Consider the following 16,726-nt stretch of genomic DNA (forward strand, 5'->3'; position numbering starts at 1 on the left):
GGACGACCCGCTACAGCCGCTCGACAATCGCCGGCAGCACCTGCGTGACATCCGCACGGAGCACGTGCGCCGCATTCGCGTCCCGCGGCGTCTCCTCGTAGTTTATCACGACCAGTGTACTGTCCGCCTCTGCCGCGATTTTCGGCAGCAGCGACGCTGGCTGGACCGATAGCGACGACCCCACTGCCAGGAATACGTCGCTGTCGCGGGCGAGGCGCTGGGCCTCGTTCATCGCCACGTCAGGCATTGGTTCGCCGAACAGCACCACATCGGGCCGGTAGACGCCGCCACAGTCACACCGCGGCGGCAAGTCGCCGTCCTCGGCAGCCTGTTCGAATACCGCCTCGGCGTCCCGGCGGTGGCCGCAGTCGTCACAGACCACACGCCGGTGGGTCCCGTGCAGTTCGACGACTCGCTCCGTGCCGGCGGCGTCGTGTAATCCATCGACGTTCTGCGTGAGCACAGCGTCGAGATGGCCCGCTGATTCGAGCGCCGCCAGTGCCTCGTGGGCGGCGTTGGGTTCGGGGTCTAAATCGCCGTAGATAGCCTCTCGCAACGACAGTCGGTCCGCCCAGAAGCCAGCTGGGTCGGCATCGAGTCGGCGGCGGTGGAAGTCCGCCGGATCGTGGCGCTCCCAGACGCCGTCGTCGCCGCGAAAGGAGGGGATGCCCGATGCCGTCGAGACGCCTGCGCCGGTGAGGGCGACGCCCGTTTCGGCGGTACGGAGCGCTTCGGCGACGGCATCGAGTGTCTCGTCGGTACCACCCTCGGGTTCGTGCCTGTCATCGGCCATACGCACACTTCGCAATGCGATGCCGTGGGTCTATCGGACAGGTCATCGACGGTGAGGGTGACGGCGGTAGACGCCGCTTCGGGGTCCACGTATCTCGGAGCGGCCCGTGTCGTTCTGTCCAGAGAAACCTCCGAATCGTGATAGGCAATCGACAGTGGGCTGGTAGAATGTAACACGACCGCGGGAAGAGAAAGACGGATTTAAATCGCCACCGCTCGCGTGTCTGTATGACATGCGCTTGCACGAATACCAGGCGAAGCAGGTTTTCGCTGACGCGGGGATTCCAACGCCCGCATCGCAGTTGGCCGAGACAGTGGACGAGGCCGTCGACGCGGCCGAGGAGATCGGATATCCGGTCGCGATCAAGGCACAGGTACACGTGGGCGGCCGCGGCAAGGCCGGCGGCATCAAGCTCGTCGAGTCCAAGGAGGAGGCTCGCGAGGCCGCCGAGGACATCATCGGGATGGACCTCAAGGGCTACCACGTCTCGAAAGTGCTCGTCGAGGAAGCCGTCGACTTCGTCAACGAGCTGTACGTCGGCGTGACGATGGACCGCAACGAGGGTCGCCCCGTCGCGATGGTCTCGACGAAAGGTGGCGTCAACATCGAGGAGGTCGCCGAGGAGGACCCCGACGCCATCGCCCGCGAGCACATCGACCCCGCCTTCGGGATGCACCCGTTCCAGGCCCGGAAGGTCGTCTACGAGGCCGGCGTCGACCGCACGGTCGCAAACGACGTGGCGAGCATCCTCACGACGCTGTACCAGCTCTGGGACGACCGCGACGGCGCAGACACGGAGATCAACCCGCTGATGATTACGGCCGATAACGAGGTCATCGCGGCCGACGCCGTCATGAACATCGACGGCGACGCCCTGTTCCGCCAGCCCGAGATCGCCGAGATGGGTGAGGAGGCAGCGGAAGGCGACGAACTCGAACAGAAGGCCGACGAATACGGCTTCGACTACGTCCGACTGGACGGCAACGTCGGCATCATCGGCAACGGTGCGGGCCTCGTGATGACGACGCTGGACCTCGTCGATTACTACGGCGGCGAGCCCGCCAACTTCCTCGACGTGGGCGGCGGCGCGAAAGCCGACCGCATCGCCAACGCGCTCGATATGGTGTTCTCCGACGACAACGTCGATTCGGTCGTGTTCAACATCTTCGGCGGCATCACTCGTGGTGACGAGGTCGCAAACGGCATCAATCAGGCCCTGGAGCAGTTCGACGAGATTCCGAAGCCGGTCACCGTCCGACTCGCGGGGACCAACGCCGAGGAGGGGATGGAGATTCTGAACGAAGATCTGGTCACGGTCGAGCACACGCTGGAGGACGCCGTCCAGCGTGCGGTCGAGTACGCAAAGGAGGTGGAAGCATGAGTGTTCTGGTAGATGAGGATACGCGCGTCGTCGTACAGGGAATCACCGGCGGTGAAGGGAAGTTCCACACCGAACAGATGCTGGAGTACGGCACGAACGTCGTCGCCGGCGCAGTGCCCGGCAAGGGCGGCCAGGAGGTCGCCGGCGTCCCGGTGTACGACACCGTTCAGGGCGCGGCCCGCGAGGAAGACGCGAACGCCGCCGTCGTGTTCGTGCCGCCGGCCTTCGCCGGCGACGCCTGCTTCGAGGCGCTCGATGCCGACGGCCTGGACCTCGTCGTCGCCATCACCGAGGGCATCCCGACCCAGGACATGGCCCGGGTCTACCGCAAACTGCAGGAGACCGACACGCACCTCGTCGGTCCGAACTGCCCCGGCGTCATCACGCCTGGCGTCGCCAAGCTCGGCATCCTCCCAGGGAACATCTTCTCCGAGGGGAACGTCGGCCTCGTCTCCCGCTCGGGGACGCTGACCTACCAGGTCGTCGACAACCTCACCAACCGCGGTATCGGCCAGTCGACGGCCATCGGCATCGGCGGCGACCCGATCATCGGAACGGACTTCATCGGCGCGCTCGAACAGTTCGAGGCCGACCCCGACACCCACGCCGTCGTCATGTGCGGCGAGATCGGCGGCGAGGACGAGGAGGAGGCCGCCCGCTACATCGGCGAGCACATGGACACGCCGGTCGCCGGCTTCATCGCTGGTCGGACCGCGCCGCCCGGAAAGCGGATGGGCCACGCCGGTGCTATCGTCTCCGGCTCCGGCACCGGGACCGCGCAGTCGAAGATTACCGCCCTAGAGGACAACGGTGTCCCCGTCGGTGACACGCCGGAAGAAGTCGCCGACCACGTCGAAGACCTGCTGTAGGGCACCGTCGGTTTCTTATCACCTGTTTTCGTAATATCAGGAGATGACGCCTGCTCGTGGGACTGTCTATCTCGTGGCCGGTACCGAAGTTACTGATCTAGCTGAGGCACTTTCCGAAGCACTGACAACGGACGGGGCAACAGCCGAGCCGATCCGAGACACGAGCACCGTACGGGACCGGCTGAGTGACGGGAATGTCAGGGGTGTCGTCGTCAGTGACGACGGTGACCACGACGGGGTTGCGGTATTCGAGGAATTGCGGGCGACAGGAGCCGAGATTCCGATTGTCCTCATCGCAACCGACCCCGAACCGGACCGAGTCACCGAGGCGCTCCGGGCCGGTGCCACCGATTACGTGACCGCGGAGACGCCGGCAGCCTTGCTGGCTGCGAAACTCGAAGCGTACGCGACCCGGTGGCCGACGGACTGGCGGGTCGGCGCGATACAGTGGGACGACATTTCGAGCGGCGTCTCCCACGACGCGAAGAACCCGCTAAACGTCGTCATGGGCCGGTTGGAGTTACTCGATATCGGTGAGCCCCACGAAGACGCATTGCTTCGGTCCGTCAGCCGAGTCGGCACGCTGCTTACCGACCTCTCCCGCATCGGAAGCACCGCGTGTCCCGTCTCGGAAACGGACTCGCTCTCGCTTTCTGACGTAGCCACTGAGGTCTGGGCCACGGAGAGCTACGAGAATGCGACGCTGGAAGTGGAGACCGACGCGTCTGTCGACGCCGAAAACGACCGACTGCAGTTGCTCCTTCGCGAACTGTTCGACAACGCGGTCACACACAGCGAAGGACCCGTAACCGTCACCATCGGTGCCACGGCGTCCGGGTTCTACGTGGCCGATGACGGCCCGGGGATTCCCGAAGCGGACCGCGTCGAAGTGTTCGATCAGGGCTTCGGGACGACGCGGGAAGGGGAGGGGTACGGACTGTTCCTCGTCGATACCGCAGCGAGAGCCCACGGGTGGACGGTGTCGGTCGGGGACAGCGAATCCGGCGGTACGCGGATCGACGTGACGACAACATAGCGGTTTTGCACCCATAATCACTGTCGGTATCTGGAAGACTGCGAGGGGTCTGGTCCCGAACTGGCTGTTGGAGAGATGTGTACATTGGTAGTCAGTATTGTCAACCATTACTGTCCAAGATGTGAGGTGTATGAATGATCGAAAATCGACGGACGGCGGCCTACCTGAAACATCCGTCAACGGAAAGAAGCGGCCGTGAACGTTCCGGTATCGCTATAAGGGATGAATCTGTAGTTTCGAATATGCCTCATATTTGTCGGAACTGCAAGCGGACCTTCGGCACAGAACTCGAACTCGAACTCCACCGTGACACATGTTCGGACGGGCAACTCTACTGCGACGAATGTGGTGACCGGTTTACCGAGCGAGCGGCGACGGAGGACGGCTGGCACTATCGATGTCCGAATGACGACTGTGACGGCACCGGGATCGACGACGACATCCACAAAGTATCGGACGCACGCGTAACCAAACAGTAACTGGCAGGAAGAGCAGGTCGAGCCGGCAGTAACACGGACGATGATGCTGGGAAATACGCCGAACATCTGTTCTGTTGGCCAGTAGATGTAAATGCACGTCTAACAAATCGATGCGGAAGTGATAGACCCAGATCGCCGCTCAGATCGCCTGCCAGCCCTTATTCAGGGAGTGGGGTGGCTGTTCCTCCTCGGAGGCGTGGGTAACTATTTTTATTTCTCTGACACTGGACTACCAGTCCTTTTCACCGCAGATTTCGTGGTCAGTATGCTGGCAATCGTACCATTTGCAGCGGCGATCATCGTCGGCGGATTCTGGCTCGGTAACTCGAAGATCGGTCCGGATCAGTATCGACGTATCGGGGTCTGGTTCGCTGGCGGACTCGTCTCTTTTCTACTGTTGAATGTGGTGATGATTTTCACCTGGCCGACGGGGTCGCTGAGTGAAGACATCGGCTGGGCACTGTTCGCGGCTGACGTCGGCGGCGCTGGTGGCCTCGTGATGGGTGTCTTCGAAGCGCGTGCGATATCCCGCGCCGTTGAGGCCGAGCGACAGCGACTCCGCCGGGAGGCCATCGAGCAGCGCAACGAACGCCTCAACGAGTTCGCGGCCGTCGTGGCACACGACCTCCGGAACCCGCTCAACGTCGCGTCCGGTCAGCTGGAACTGGAACGAATGGACCGCGACTCGGAGCACCTAGAGACGGCTGCGACAGCGATGAACCGGATGGAAACACTCATCGACCGGACGTTGACGCTGGCTCGAAGCGGACACGTCATCAGCGATACGGAAGCCGTTGCTCTCGGGGAACTGGTCGATAGCTGTTGGGAGGCCGTGCCGACGGCGGATGCGACGCTAGAAAACGAAGTAACAGCCGTCATCGACGCCGATCCGGATCGGCTCCGTCACCTGTTCGAGAACCTGTTTCGGAACGCCGTGGAACATGGCCCCACAAGCGGTCGGCCAGAGGCTGACAACAACCTCGACCATGGCAGTACCGACCTGACGGTTCGTGTCGGTGAAATGGCTGGTGGCTTTTACGTCGCCGATAACGGCTCCGGAATCCCGCCCGAAAAGCGTGATGCGGTACTCGACGACGGCTACACCACAACTGACGGCGAAGGCGGGCTGGGGCTGGCAATCGTCCAGCGCATCGTCGAAGCCCACGGCTGGGAAATCGACGTGACGGAAAGCGACGGCGGCGGGACACGGTTCGAAATCACAGATATCACGAGGACGGACGGCCCCGAAGAAGACACCGATACGCGCTCGAAGACGCCAATACAGCCCTGACGGGTCGGCGCGGTCACTGCCTACGACTCGCGTTGCTGTGCCAGAGTGGCAATCCGCCGGCAGGCTCGGGCGCACACCGGGGCGTAGCCAGTCGCCAGCGGCGGAATTTCGAACCCGACGACGGAGCCGCCAGCCCGGTCTTCGACGAAGTGACCTGTCGCGGGGAGCCGTGCAACGTTCCACGTCCAGCGGTACGGCGCACACGCGGTCACCTCGAACGGCAGCCACACCGCACCAGCAACGCGGACGCGGCCGGTCGTCTCCGCAGTGATGTGCCGGTCCGATATCTCGACGGCTGAGACCGACGGTCCCCAGTCAGGCCAGCAGTCGGTATCGGTCAGGACCTCCCACACAGTGTCGACCGACGCGTCGACGTCGTGCCGGACGAGAAGGCGTCGGCCATCCGGTGTTCGTTCGAGTGAGACGCGACTCCCGCCGAGTTCGAGTGCCATTATCAGAAGCAATAGGCCGGAGCCAAGGTATAGGTTAGTTCACTCACAACGAACCGGCAGATGATTGACGCCCGAGATATTCGAAAGGAGTACGGCGGTTTCGTCGCTGTACAGGGCAGTTCGTTTTCGGTCGACCGCGGCGAGGTGTTCGGTATCATCGGGCCGAACGGGGCCGGCAAGACGACGACGCTGAAAATGCTCGCGGGCCTGCTGGAGCCGACGAGTGGCTCCGCCGAGATAGCGGGGCTCGACACCGAGACAGCGGAGATGCGCCAGCAGCTGGGCTTTCTGCCCGAGGAATCGCCGCTGTACGAGGAGATGACACCGATCTCCTATCTGAAATTCTTCGCTGACCTCTACGACGTGGACCCGGATGTGGCCGAGGAACGGATGCACGACACGCTGGACGAACTGGAACTCGAACACCGCGACCGGAAGCTCGGCGACATGTCCAAGGGGATGAAACGGAAAGTCGCCATCGCCCGCTCGCTCATCAATGATCCCGACGTGCTCATCTACGACGAGCCGGCGTCGGGGCTGGACCCGTTGACGACGAACTACGTCATCGAGTTCACCGAGCAGTTGGCGAACGAAGGCAAGACCATCGTTTTCTCTGCACACAATCTCTTTCATGTCGAATCTATCTGTGACCGGGTCGTCATCATGAACGAGGGCGAAATCGTTGCCCGTGGCGATCTCGAAGAACTCCAGGCCGAGTACGGCCACACGCGGTATCACGTCTACACGACCGTCGACGTGCCCGATGCGGTGCAGGAGAACGGGTCGTACAAGCGGGTCGTCGAGAGCATGGACGCCGTCGAGGAGACGCGTGAGCGAGCTGAGGCCAATGGCGGTGACGTGGTCGACATACGGACCGAGGAATCCAGCCTTGAGGAGGTGTTCCTCAACGTCGCCGAGGCCGGCACGCGCGGCACGCGGTACGTCGAGGAGGACGCGGAGTAGATGCAACTGGATACGCTCCTGCGCGTCGCGAAGTGGGAGGTGACAAAAAACGCCGGTGGCGTCGACAAGCGAACCATCCTCGTGATGGCGCTGTCCCTCGTTGCGATGGGCGCGGTCGCCGCGATAGCCGTCAGTGGCGGTACCGGTGCAGGGATGGACGACGGCATCTACCGGATCGGCGTCGACGAGAGCAGCCCGTACTACGGCGTCGCGGCTGATGACTCGACGTTCGATATCCGTGAGCCGGACCCTGCTGCCGTCGAGCGACGCCAACAGGAACTCCTGTACCGGGGGACCCAGCTACGGAGCGTTCCACGAACGGCTAAAGAGCGGGCCGCACTCACTGAACTCCGCGATAGCACGGCGCAATACAACGACCGTACACTCGCTCGGGACGACAACCAGACCGCCGCGTTCCCGGTGTCTGTGACGCTCGTCTACGAGCAACAGTCAGGGAGCAGCCAGCTTGATCCTCGAAGTGGCGACGGCAGTGGCGGGTCGGATTCCTCGGACGGGAGTGGATCGAGTACCGGTGGCAGCGGTGACGGTTCAGATACGAGCGGCACTGGCGGCTCAGCTGCAAGTGGCGGCGGTGACAGCGGAACCGCTGGCGGTAGCGGCGCGAACCTCGGCGCTATCGGCGCGCGCTTGACCGGTGACGTGCAAGGCGGCACTCCCTCGGACATCTCGCCACCGTTCCCCTTCGAGTCGCTCGTGCTCGCCTTCCTGTACATCGTGCCGATGAACTTCGTCATCCAGGCCTACGGCTCGTCGATGCTCTCGGAACGGTTGAACCGCCGCGGTGAACTCCTGCTGGTGACGCCGGCCTCGCGGGGCGACATCATCGGCGGCAAGACGCTTCCGTACCTTGCGGGCGCTGTCGGCGTGGCGGCGCTCATCACCGCGGCGCTACGGTTCGGAAATATCGCGCCGGCAGGGAGTTACGTCGCGGTGCTGGCGGTGGTCCCGCTCGTCGTCCTGTTCCTCTCGGCGACGTTCTGCGGGGCGATGTTCGCCCGCTCGTTCAAGGAACTCACCTTCGTGACGGTGACGATAACGGTGACGCTGACCTCCTACGCATTCGTGCCGGCCATCTTCACTGACGTGACCCCCATCGCGCTCATCTCGCCGCTGACGCTGGTCGTGCTCGACCTGACTGGCCAGTCTGTAGGGCTCTCGTCGTTCGTTTTCTCGACGGTCCCGCCGCTGCTGACCGGACTGGTGCTGTTCGGTCTGGGAGCCGGTCTCTACCGGGAAGAGGACATGTTCACCCAGCGGCCGATTCCGCTGAAAGTGCTCGATGCGCTGGCCGGTGGTATCAACTCCCGTCGGAGCGCGTTGAAGATGAGTATCGTCCTGTTACCGCTGGTCATCGTCGCCGAACTGGCGGCCATCGCGTTCCTGTTCGTCCTCGATTCGGTGTCGCTGAACGTCTTCGGGACGAACCAGTCGCTCGGCATCGTGCTCGTGCTCGGTGTCATCGTCATCATCGAGGAACTGGCAAAGAGTCTGCACGTCTACGCCGGCTACGAACACGCCCGCTACGAGCGGACGCTCCGGTCGGCGCTTGGCATCGGTGCGCTCTCCGGGCTCGGCTTCTTCATCGGGGAGAAAGGGCTGCTTATCGCCAGACTCTCTGACCTGGAAAGTCTCCCCATCGGGGAAGCGGCCCTGCAGGGTGCAACGTTGCCCGCCGGCCTGCCGCTGTGGGTTGCGGGGCTGCTGTTCATGCTGCCGTTGGCGTTACACACGGTTACGGCGGCCATCTCGTCGGTCGGCGCGAGCCGCGGGCGACGGGCCTACGTCGCTGCGCTAACCGTGGCTATCGTCATCCACTTCGCCTACAACTTCACGGTGGTGAGCACCCTTGTCTGAGGACCGTCCCCTCTGGCGCGACCCACGGGTAGTCGTGGCCCGGCGGGACATCCGGTCGCTCTCCCGCGAGAAGACAATTGTCCTAGCGTTGCTCATTCAACTGTTCGTCGCGGGGTTCTCCTCGTTCCTCGTCGTCGGTCTCACGTCGCTGTACGACCCCAGCTCGGTCGCAGCCGGCGAGGTGGAGATGGCCGTCACCGGCGACGCCCGCGAGGAACTGGAGGCCGCGGCCGCTGAACAGGACGGGACCAGTGTCACGGCCTTCGAGAGCGAGGCCGCCGCACAGCGGGCGTTCAACCAGCGTCAGGTAGATGCAATACTGCGCGGCGAGTACGTCCCGTCGACACGCGGGCCGGGGGAGCAAATACAGGTCACTGCCGTCGTCCCCGAGGGAAGCATCCGGTCGACGCTTATCGTCGTCGAAGTGCGCCGGGTCCTCAGCGCGCTGGAGCGGCAGGAGCGACTAGAGCGGACGCCGTACCTCGAACAGCCGCCCGTGCCGCTGCCCGATACCGTCAGCGCGAGCCAGTACTTCGGGTTCACCTACACTATCCTCATTCCGCTGCTGCTGTTCCTCCCACCGTTCATCAGCGGCTCGGTGGCCGTCGACACCGTTACCGAGGAGATTGAGCGGGGTACGATGGAACTACTCCGCGTGGCCCCGGTGTCGCTGCTCGATATCATCGACGGGAAGGCACTCGGAATGGTGTTGCTTGCCCCTGCACAGGCGATGCTGTGGCTCGCACTGCTGTCGACGAACGGTATCGCCGTCTCGAACCCCGCGGCGATTCTGCTGTTCATCACCGCCGTTACCGTCGTCGTCGTGACGCTCGGCGTTGTACTGGGAATCACGCTCCAGAACCGTCGCCCGGCGCAGTTGCTGTTCTCCGTACTCACGCTCGTGCTCTTTGGCGGGGCCGTCCTCCTCCCGGAGCATCCGGCGACCACGGTAGCGAAGCTTGCGGTCGATAGTCCGACGCTGCTGACCTACGGCCACGTCGGTGGCGCGGTCCTGCTGGCGGTTACCGGCTACACCGTTGCCAGGGTGTACATCGGACGAGTCGCGGCGGAAGCGCTGTAGGCGACGCCCAACATTTTTCGCCTGTGCGCCCCCGAATCCGAGCATGGAGTACACGACACTCGGGTCGACCGGGATGGAGGTCAGCCGGCTCTGTCTGGGCTGTATGAGCTTCGGAACCTCGGAGTGGCGCGACTGGGTGCTCGACGAGGACGAGAGCCGCGAGGTCATCGAACGGGCTATCGACCTCGGCATCAACTTCTTCGACACCGCGAACATGTACTCGATGGGCGAGTCCGAGCGCGTCCTCGGGACCGTCCTCGACGACTACGACCGCGACAGCCAGGTCGTGGCGACGAAGGGCTACTTCCAGATGGACGAGGACGACCCCAACTCCGGGGGGCTCTCGCGGAAGGCCATCGAACAGGAGTTATCGAACTCGCTGGACCGGCTCGGGATGGACACCGTCGACCTCTACCAGATCCACCGCTGGGATTACGACACCCCCATCGAACAAACACTCCGGGCGCTGGATGACGCCGTCCGGCGGGAGCAGGCGCGCTACGTCGGCGCGTCGTCGATGTGGACCCACCAGTTCGCCGACGCGCTGCGCACGAGCGAACGCGAGGGGCTAGAGCGGTTCGAGACGATGCAGAACCACTACAACCTCCTGTACCGGGAGGAAGAGCGGGAGATGCTGCCGCTGTGCGAGAAGGAGACCGTCGGCGTGATGCCGTGGAGTCCGCTGGCTCGGGGCTATCTCACCCGACCACACGAGCAGGTCGAGGAGACGGTCCGGGGCGAGACAGACGACTACGCCCGCGAACACCCCTACTACGAGGGTAACGGCCGCGAAGTCAACGAACGCGTGCAGGAACTGGCCGACGAGTACGACGCCTCGATGGCACAGATCGCGCTGGCCTGGGTGCTCGACAAGGAGTGGGTCGATGCGCCCATTATCGGGACGAGCAGCCTCGACCACCTCGAAGAAGCGGTCGCGGCGCTGGAGATCGATCTCTCGGCAAGTGACGTGGCGTGGCTGGAGGAACCCTACGAGCCAGTTCGGGTGTCGGGCCACGAGTAATACTGTCGGCTGTCCACCCGTGGGGCGTTTCGCTGCCCCGAGTGAGTGTCCTGAAACGGGTACAGACAGCGGTCTATCCTGCCGAAATGGTTAATACGTAGTGACATAAAGTCCTAGCTTGAGGAAAGGTAACAATGACCAACGCTCGGGGGCCGAGCAGCGAGACATTCGAGGAGACAACGGGCAGTGACGCCTGCGTCTGCTCGATAGGCAACGCGACCGAACACTACGTGACTGGGATACTGGGTCTCGTCGCGACGCTGGTCGTCGGTTTGCAGGTCTATCCGTGGCTCCAGTCCATCGCCGATACCATGTCGTATCTCGGGTCGACGTGGCTGGTGTTTAGCTTCGCCGCGATATGGCTCGTCTGCTGGATCGCACTGGAAGTCGCCTGGGAGTGGCGTGCCGGACGGGTACACCTGCCGTAGCGGACTGTCAGTCGCGAACGCCAGCCGCAACTCGTTGCATTCCTTCGAAGTCGTCGTCGGAGTAGGCGATGAGTCGCACGTCTGTCAGCGATTCGGGCTGGTACTCGTCGATAACAGTGCAGATGATTCTGATACCCTCCTCGAAGTCGAACCCGGCGATTCCACAGCCGATGGCCGGGAGGACTACCGATTCGCAGTTCAGCGCGTCCGCCTCTGCCAGTGCGTTCCGGGTTGCGTCGCGGATGCTCTCGGCGGTTGATTGGCCGCCCGGCGGCATCGCAGCGGCGTGGATGACGTACTCGGCGTCGAGGTCGTACGCGTCGGTCGTGGCGACACCGCCGAGGTCGACCGGTCCCTTCGCAACGGCCTCGTCGTTCAGTCCTGACCCGGCGGCACGCTTGAGCGCCCCGGCGACGCCGGAGCCCATCCGCAGGCTCGTGTTCGCCGCGTTGACCAGTGCGTCCGCCGACTGTGCAGCGATGTCGCCCTGGATTACCTCGAATTCCATGCGCGATGCTGGGAGCGGCACGATGAAAGTTTTAGCGCCAACGCGGCCGAACGCCCTCATTGTCGTCTGTCATCGCGCCCCACAACAGGCAGAAACCCGTCTGGCCCTTACTAACAGACATGGACCTGCTGACGATGACGTGGCGGGACGTGGGGTTCATGCACTGGCCGGTCGAGCCCGACATCGTCCAGTCGACGCTGCCGGATGGGCTCGCCGTCGACACGTACGACGGGCAGGCGTGGCTCAGTGTGGTCCCGTTCCAGATGGCAGACATCAGGCCGCGCGGCAGTCCGATCGGGCGGTCCTTCGGCGAGCTAAATCTCCGGACCTACGTGGTCGCCGACGGGACGCCGGGGGTGTACTTCTACAACCTCGACGCCGACGACCGGCTCAGCGTGACGCTGGCCCGGCGGCTGTTCCAGTTGTCCTACTACCAGGCGTCGATGCGGGTCCGGACCGACGGCGACAGCGTCGAGTTCCGGAGCCGTCGGACCAGTTCGCGGGCACCGCCGGCGGATTTCCACGCCACCTACGAGCCGACTGAGCCGCCGTCGACACCCGAACCGGGCTCGGTGGCGTCGTTCCTGGTGGAACGGTACCGCTTCTACGCCGCGAGCGACGGCGGGACAGTGTATTACGCCGACATCGACCACGAACCGTGGCCGCTCCAGCGTGGGCAAGCAGATATCCGGACGAACGGGCTGTTCGCCGCGTCGGGGTTCAACAGGCCCGACGGGGACCCGCTCGTCCACTACTGCGCCGAGATTCCGGTGACTGCCGGGCGGCTCCACCGACTCGGCGGGGTTGCCCAGTACACTGATTAGCGTGTCGGCCCCAGTGAAGATGTGGTCGCCCTCCGCCCGCTGCAGGTCACGCTGGACGACGTGTGCTTCTGTCACTGGCCAGTCCCCGAGACAGCGGTGCAGTCGGTAGCCCCCGACTGGCTCACCGTTGAGACAGCCGACGGCGACGCCTGGGTGTCGGCCGTCGCGGCGACCGTCGACCGCGTTGAGACGTTTGGTATCGAGATCGCTGGGCCGTCTGAGTTGCTCACGGTTCGGACCTACGTCCGCGGGCCGACCGGCCAGCGCGGGGTCTGCGTACTCGGGCTGTTCGGTGACGACAGGCGGACAGCGACAGCGGTTTCGGAACTGTTTCGCATCACGGTTGGTGACGCCGTGCCGCGGACGCTCCCGACGGCCGACTGTCGGCGAGTCCTCGACGCCGGCGACCGCCGGCTGTTCGAGTGTCGGTACACAGTCAGTGGTAGCCCAGCGGCGATTCCACCCGACTCGCTGGCCTCTTTTCTCGTCGACCGACAGCGATACTTCACGACCGGCCGCTTCGGGACGCACCTCGTCGGCAGCGTCAGTCACGACCCGTGGCGACTCGACCGCATTGACGCCACTGTGACCGGCTCTGTACTCCCACTGGTTGACATATCTGTTCGTGAGGTAGAGCCGTTAGTCCATCACAGTCCTGGGCTTCGAGTTTCGATTGCCCCACCGGTACCGCCCTAGCCGGGACCAGCGGGCAACCTAGCTCCCTTGAAATATAAGTACGGACAGACCATTGGGGGGATAAGGACCCTGCCGCCCATATGACATCTGAAAGTAATATACGAACGCTTGTTGTTGACGACAGCGATTTTTTCGCGGAGATGACCGCTGATACGCTCACGCAACAACACGGCATCGAGTCCGTTGCTGCGAACAGCGCTGCGGAAGCGCTGGAACGGCTCGACGAGGGCGGGTTCGACTGCGTCGTCAGCGACTACGAAATGCCCGAGATGGACGGGCTGGAACTGCTGGAGGCGATCAGGGAGACGAACCCGTCCATTCCGTTCATTCTCCTTACCGGGCGGGGGGACGAAGAGACGGCCAGTGCAGCTATCGCGGCCGGTGTCGCCGACTATCTTCTGAAGCTCGAAGTCGTCGAAGACAAGCAGTACGGCCGACTGGCGAACCGGATCGAGAACGTCGTGTCACAGGAACGGACCCGCAGAAAATTCGAGTCGCTGGTCGCGGACTCGCCGGACGGTATCGCCCACCTGACGACTGACGGGACCATCCTTTCGGTGAACCCGTCGATGGCAGACTGGCTGGGCGATGACCCCGACGCACTCATCGGCTACACACTGGATGAAGTGATGGACAGCGAGGTGGCGACCCGGCGTATCGAAGCCGGCCGGAACGCGGTCGAGAACGGTGCCGCGACGCGGACGGAAGACGCCGTCGACGGGCAGCACTACCAGAACCAGTTCATCCCCGTCGACAGCCACCGCGAGACCGATACGTTCCAGTTGGTCTCGCGGGACATCACCGAGCGCGTCGAACGCCAGCGCGAACTGGAGCGCCAGAACGAGCGACTGGAGGAGTTCGCCAGCGTCGTCAGCCACGACCTCCGGAACCCCCTGAACGTCGCTCAGGGCGCGGTGGATCTGCTCACCGAGCCTGCCGATAGCGAGGACGCCGAACTGGTCGCCAAGATCGACCGGTCCCTGGACCGGATGGGCTGTATCATCGAGGACGTGCTGGCGCTGGCTCGGCAGGGCCGAACCGTCAATGACCCACAGGAGACGGAGCTATCGACGCTGGCGTCGACTGCCTGGACCTGGATCGAGGCGGAACAGTCGTCAATGTCGGTCCAGTCGAGCGCGGACCTCGCGGCCGACAGCGGGCGCGTCCAGGACCTGCTGGCGAACCTGTTCCGGAACGCCATCGAACACAACGACGGCGACGTCGAAATCGAGGTCGGACTGCTGGAATCGCGGAACGGTTTCTACATCGCGGACAACGGCGAAGGTGTCGAGGGCGACGCCGAGGACGTGTTCGAGATGGGCTACTCTTCAACACAGGACGGAACCGGGTTCGGCCTGGCTATCGTCGAACAGGTCGCCGAGGCCCACGGCTGGGAGGTGTCGCTAACGGACAGCGACAGCGGCGGAGCGCGCTTCGAGGTGACGGACGTCGAACTACACGACTGAGACGGACTTTTCACTGGCGGGTTCCGAGTAGTGGTAATGACAGTCGCGGGGGCCATCATCGACTTGGACGGAACGGTGTACCACGGAGATACGCTGTTGCCGGGCGCGGCGTCGGCAATCGATACATTCAGGCAGCGTGGTTTGGGAATCTGCTTCTTTTCAAACAACCCCATCCACGACGGGAACGAGTACGTCGAACGGTTGCGGGGTATGGGTATCGATGCCCGCGAGGGCGAGGCCTGTTCCTCCGGTGTCGTCACCCGAGAATACCTCAACGGAGCCCACGCGGGGGACAACGTGTTCGTCATCGGAAGCGACCAGCTCCGCAATCTGGTTGCGGGGACGGAGGCACGTCTGATCGAGGACCCTGCCGAGACTGATGTGTTACTGGCCTCCTGGACGGACGAGTTTCACTACCACGACATGGTCGATGCGCTCCGGGCCGTCCGCGACGACACCGTCTTTCTCGGGACCGACCCGGACCGGACGTTCCCTGGCGAAGACGGCGACCCGGTTCCCGGTTCCGGGGCGATAATCAACGCCGTCGCCGGCGTCATCGAGCGGGACCCGGACCGGATACTCGGCAAGCCTTCGGAGATAGCCGTCCAGGCGGCACTGGAACGGCTGGACTGTGCCCCAGAAGACTGTTTCATCATCGGTGACAGGCTGGAGACGGATATCGCGATGGGCGAGCGGAACGGCATGACAACCGTTCTTGTCCGAACCGGCGTGTCCAACGAGCAGTCGCTGGAGCGGAGCGCCGTGACGCCCGACTACGTCATCGACTCGTTGGGGGACATCGAAGAGGTGCTTGCGTCGCTGGACGTGTGACACGAAACTGGTAATTCACCTGCGACTTTATTTCGACGGCGACCGTAGGTGTCAGTGGTGTTTCCAATGGGTAAAGACATCCTCATGATCGTCGGCGATTTCGGTGAAGACTACGAGATAATGGTGCCGTTCCAGGCGCTGCAAATGGTCGGCCACGAGGTCGACGCGGTGTGTCCCGACAAAGCGGCCGAGGAGACCATCAAGACAGCGATACACGACTTCCGCGGCGACCAGACCTACATGGAGTCCCGTGGCCACGACTTCGTCCTGAATGCGACGATGGCCGACGTGACACCCAGCGACTACGACGCACTCGTCGTCCCCGGCGGTCGCGCCCCCGAGTATCTCCGGACGTACGACGAGGTGCTAGAGGCAGTACAGCACTTCTTTGAGGAGGACAAACCAGTCGCGGCGCTGTGTCACGGCCCGCAGATTCTCGCCGCTGCCGACGTACTGGACGGCTACGAGATGACGTCGTACCCGGCCTGTCGCGCCGAGTGCGAGGCCGCCGGCTGTTCGTGGGTCGATGAAGTGGTCACCGACGGCAACCTCGTCACCGGCCAGGCCTGGCCCGACCATCCCGAGTGGCTCGCGGGGTTCATGGACCTGCTCGGCGACGACGTATCTCACGGCGAGCCGATCCCCGCCGACGACTGAGGTCACACAGTTTTGGAGGGATTCATAACAAACAAATAACGTGGGCGTTTCTCTCTGTTGAGGCGGGTGGGTTCT

At 63.7% G+C, this 16,726-nt stretch carries 18 protein-coding genes; 15 read left to right on the top strand and 3 right to left on the bottom strand.

The annotated features are described in order from the left end of the window. Positions 1 to 10: 10 nt before the first annotated feature. Positions 11 to 793 (bottom strand): NAD-dependent protein deacylase, encoded by a 783-nt coding sequence (locus C444_RS12075; RefSeq protein ID WP_004593145.1) that lies wholly within the window; start codon positions 791 to 793, stop codon positions 11 to 13. A 232-nt stretch (positions 794 to 1,025) separates the two neighbouring features. Here C444_RS12075 and sucC point away from each other — a divergent pair, with 232 nt between their 5' ends. The 5 genes from sucC to C444_RS12100 all read left to right on the top strand — a co-directional run bounded on the left by sucC (position 1,026) and on the right by C444_RS12100 (position 5,849). Beyond that, complete coding sequence (sucC, locus tag C444_RS12080) at positions 1,026 to 2,174, top strand: ADP-forming succinate--CoA ligase subunit beta (protein WP_004593147.1); 1,149 nt, start codon at positions 1,026 to 1,028, stop codon at positions 2,172 to 2,174. After that, entirely contained in the window at positions 2,171 to 3,043 is an 873-nt protein-coding gene (sucD, locus tag C444_RS12085; protein ID WP_004593149.1) for a succinate--CoA ligase subunit alpha, read from the top strand. Before sucC ends, sucD begins: the two co-directional genes overlap by 4 nt. A gap of 43 nt (positions 3,044 to 3,086) precedes the next feature. Continuing rightward, the gene (locus C444_RS12090) at positions 3,087 to 4,079 is read left to right on the top strand and encodes an ATP-binding response regulator (protein WP_049909461.1); all 993 of its coding nucleotides are present in this window, start codon (positions 3,087 to 3,089) and stop codon (positions 4,077 to 4,079) included. 242 nt (positions 4,080 to 4,321) lie between these two features. Beyond that, entirely contained in the window at positions 4,322 to 4,558 is a 237-nt protein-coding gene (locus C444_RS12095) for a hypothetical protein (RefSeq protein ID WP_004593153.1), read from the top strand. A gap of 265 nt (positions 4,559 to 4,823) precedes the next feature. After that, positions 4,824 to 5,849 carry a sensor histidine kinase gene (locus C444_RS12100; protein WP_004593154.1) on the top strand — a complete coding sequence of 342 codons (1,026 nt, stop codon included), beginning with the start codon at positions 4,824 to 4,826 and terminating at the stop codon, positions 5,847 to 5,849. 20 nt (positions 5,850 to 5,869) lie between these two features. Here the strand turns inward: C444_RS12100 and C444_RS12105 are convergent, their stop codons facing one another. Beyond that, a complete protein-coding gene (locus tag C444_RS12105) occupies positions 5,870 to 6,301 on the bottom strand; it encodes an SRPBCC family protein (protein WP_004593155.1) in 432 nt (143 codons plus the stop codon). Between the two features lie 60 nt (positions 6,302 to 6,361). On the opposite strand from C444_RS12105, the gene C444_RS12110 reads away from it, so the two are divergent. The 5 genes from C444_RS12110 (at position 6,362) to C444_RS12130 (ending at position 11,669) form a co-directional block, all read left to right on the top strand. Continuing rightward, positions 6,362 to 7,264 (top strand): ABC transporter ATP-binding protein, encoded by a 903-nt coding sequence (locus C444_RS12110; RefSeq protein WP_004593156.1) that lies wholly within the window; start codon positions 6,362 to 6,364, stop codon positions 7,262 to 7,264. Further along, positions 7,265 to 9,139: an ABC transporter permease family protein gene (locus tag C444_RS12115; RefSeq protein WP_004593157.1), complete on the top strand. Its 1,875-nt coding sequence runs from the start codon at positions 7,265 to 7,267 to the stop codon at positions 9,137 to 9,139. Then, on the top strand, positions 9,132 to 10,220 hold the full coding sequence (locus C444_RS12120; RefSeq protein ID WP_049909463.1) for an ABC transporter permease: 1,089 nt from the start codon (positions 9,132 to 9,134) through the stop codon (positions 10,218 to 10,220). Before C444_RS12115 ends, C444_RS12120 begins: the two co-directional genes overlap by 8 nt. Before the next feature lie 43 nt (positions 10,221 to 10,263). Next, positions 10,264 to 11,241 carry an aldo/keto reductase gene (locus C444_RS12125; RefSeq protein WP_004593159.1) on the top strand — a complete coding sequence of 326 codons (978 nt, stop codon included), beginning with the start codon at positions 10,264 to 10,266 and terminating at the stop codon, positions 11,239 to 11,241. A gap of 134 nt (positions 11,242 to 11,375) precedes the next feature. Next, complete coding sequence (locus C444_RS12130) at positions 11,376 to 11,669, top strand: hypothetical protein (RefSeq protein ID WP_004593160.1); 294 nt, start codon at positions 11,376 to 11,378, stop codon at positions 11,667 to 11,669. 7 nt (positions 11,670 to 11,676) lie between these two features. Here the strand turns inward: C444_RS12130 and C444_RS12135 are convergent, their stop codons facing one another. Further along, entirely contained in the window at positions 11,677 to 12,177 is a 501-nt protein-coding gene (locus C444_RS12135; RefSeq protein ID WP_049909465.1) for a macro domain-containing protein, read from the bottom strand. 119 nt (positions 12,178 to 12,296) lie between these two features. Here C444_RS12135 and C444_RS12140 point away from each other — a divergent pair, with 119 nt between their 5' ends. From C444_RS12140 to C444_RS12160, 5 genes are all read left to right on the top strand, one after another. Next, entirely contained in the window at positions 12,297 to 13,001 is a 705-nt protein-coding gene (locus C444_RS12140) for a YqjF family protein (RefSeq protein WP_004593162.1), read from the top strand. Positions 13,002 to 13,022: 21 nt separating this feature from the next. After that, positions 13,023 to 13,697 (top strand): DUF2071 domain-containing protein, encoded by a 675-nt coding sequence (locus C444_RS12145; protein WP_004593163.1) that lies wholly within the window; start codon positions 13,023 to 13,025, stop codon positions 13,695 to 13,697. 80 nt (positions 13,698 to 13,777) lie between these two features. After that, complete coding sequence (locus C444_RS12150) at positions 13,778 to 15,163, top strand: response regulator (protein WP_049909467.1); 1,386 nt, start codon at positions 13,778 to 13,780, stop codon at positions 15,161 to 15,163. 36 nt (positions 15,164 to 15,199) lie between these two features. Next, positions 15,200 to 15,994 (top strand): HAD-IIA family hydrolase, encoded by a 795-nt coding sequence (locus tag C444_RS12155; protein ID WP_004593165.1) that lies wholly within the window; start codon positions 15,200 to 15,202, stop codon positions 15,992 to 15,994. Between the two features lie 66 nt (positions 15,995 to 16,060). Further along, the gene (locus C444_RS12160; protein ID WP_004593166.1) at positions 16,061 to 16,651 is read left to right on the top strand and encodes a DJ-1/PfpI family protein; all 591 of its coding nucleotides are present in this window, start codon (positions 16,061 to 16,063) and stop codon (positions 16,649 to 16,651) included. Positions 16,652 to 16,726: the final 75 nt, after the last annotated feature.

The organism is Haloarcula japonica DSM 6131 (genome assembly GCF_000336635.1).
In the GTDB taxonomy this organism is placed as follows: Archaea; Halobacteriota; Halobacteria; order Halobacteriales; family Haloarculaceae; genus Haloarcula; species Haloarcula japonica.

Coding starts and splice junctions, on each gene's coding strand:
- C444_RS12150 (WP_049909467.1), top strand. CDS start 13,778: ATGACATCTGAAAGTAATATACGAACGCTTGTTGTTGACGACAGCGAT.
- C444_RS12155 (WP_004593165.1), top strand. CDS start 15,200: ATGACAGTCGCGGGGGCCATCATCGACTTGGACGGAACGGTGTACCAC.
- C444_RS12130 (WP_004593160.1), top strand. CDS start 11,376: ATGACCAACGCTCGGGGGCCGAGCAGCGAGACATTCGAGGAGACAACG.
- sucD (WP_004593149.1), top strand. CDS start 2,171: ATGAGTGTTCTGGTAGATGAGGATACGCGCGTCGTCGTACAGGGAATC.
- C444_RS12105 (WP_004593155.1), bottom strand. CDS start 6,301: ATGGCACTCGAACTCGGCGGGAGTCGCGTCTCACTCGAACGAACACCG.
- C444_RS12095 (WP_004593153.1), top strand. CDS start 4,322: ATGCCTCATATTTGTCGGAACTGCAAGCGGACCTTCGGCACAGAACTC.
- C444_RS12110 (WP_004593156.1), top strand. CDS start 6,362: ATGATTGACGCCCGAGATATTCGAAAGGAGTACGGCGGTTTCGTCGCT.
- C444_RS12125 (WP_004593159.1), top strand. CDS start 10,264: ATGGAGTACACGACACTCGGGTCGACCGGGATGGAGGTCAGCCGGCTC.
- C444_RS12160 (WP_004593166.1), top strand. CDS start 16,061: ATGGGTAAAGACATCCTCATGATCGTCGGCGATTTCGGTGAAGACTAC.
- C444_RS12090 (WP_049909461.1), top strand. CDS start 3,087: ATGACGCCTGCTCGTGGGACTGTCTATCTCGTGGCCGGTACCGAAGTT.
- sucC (WP_004593147.1), top strand. CDS start 1,026: ATGCGCTTGCACGAATACCAGGCGAAGCAGGTTTTCGCTGACGCGGGG.
- C444_RS12115 (WP_004593157.1), top strand. CDS start 7,265: ATGCAACTGGATACGCTCCTGCGCGTCGCGAAGTGGGAGGTGACAAAA.
- C444_RS12100 (WP_004593154.1), top strand. CDS start 4,824: ATGCTGGCAATCGTACCATTTGCAGCGGCGATCATCGTCGGCGGATTC.
- C444_RS12075 (WP_004593145.1), bottom strand. CDS start 793: ATGGCCGATGACAGGCACGAACCCGAGGGTGGTACCGACGAGACACTC.
- C444_RS12140 (WP_004593162.1), top strand. CDS start 12,297: ATGGACCTGCTGACGATGACGTGGCGGGACGTGGGGTTCATGCACTGG.
- C444_RS12135 (WP_049909465.1), bottom strand. CDS start 12,177: ATGGAATTCGAGGTAATCCAGGGCGACATCGCTGCACAGTCGGCGGAC.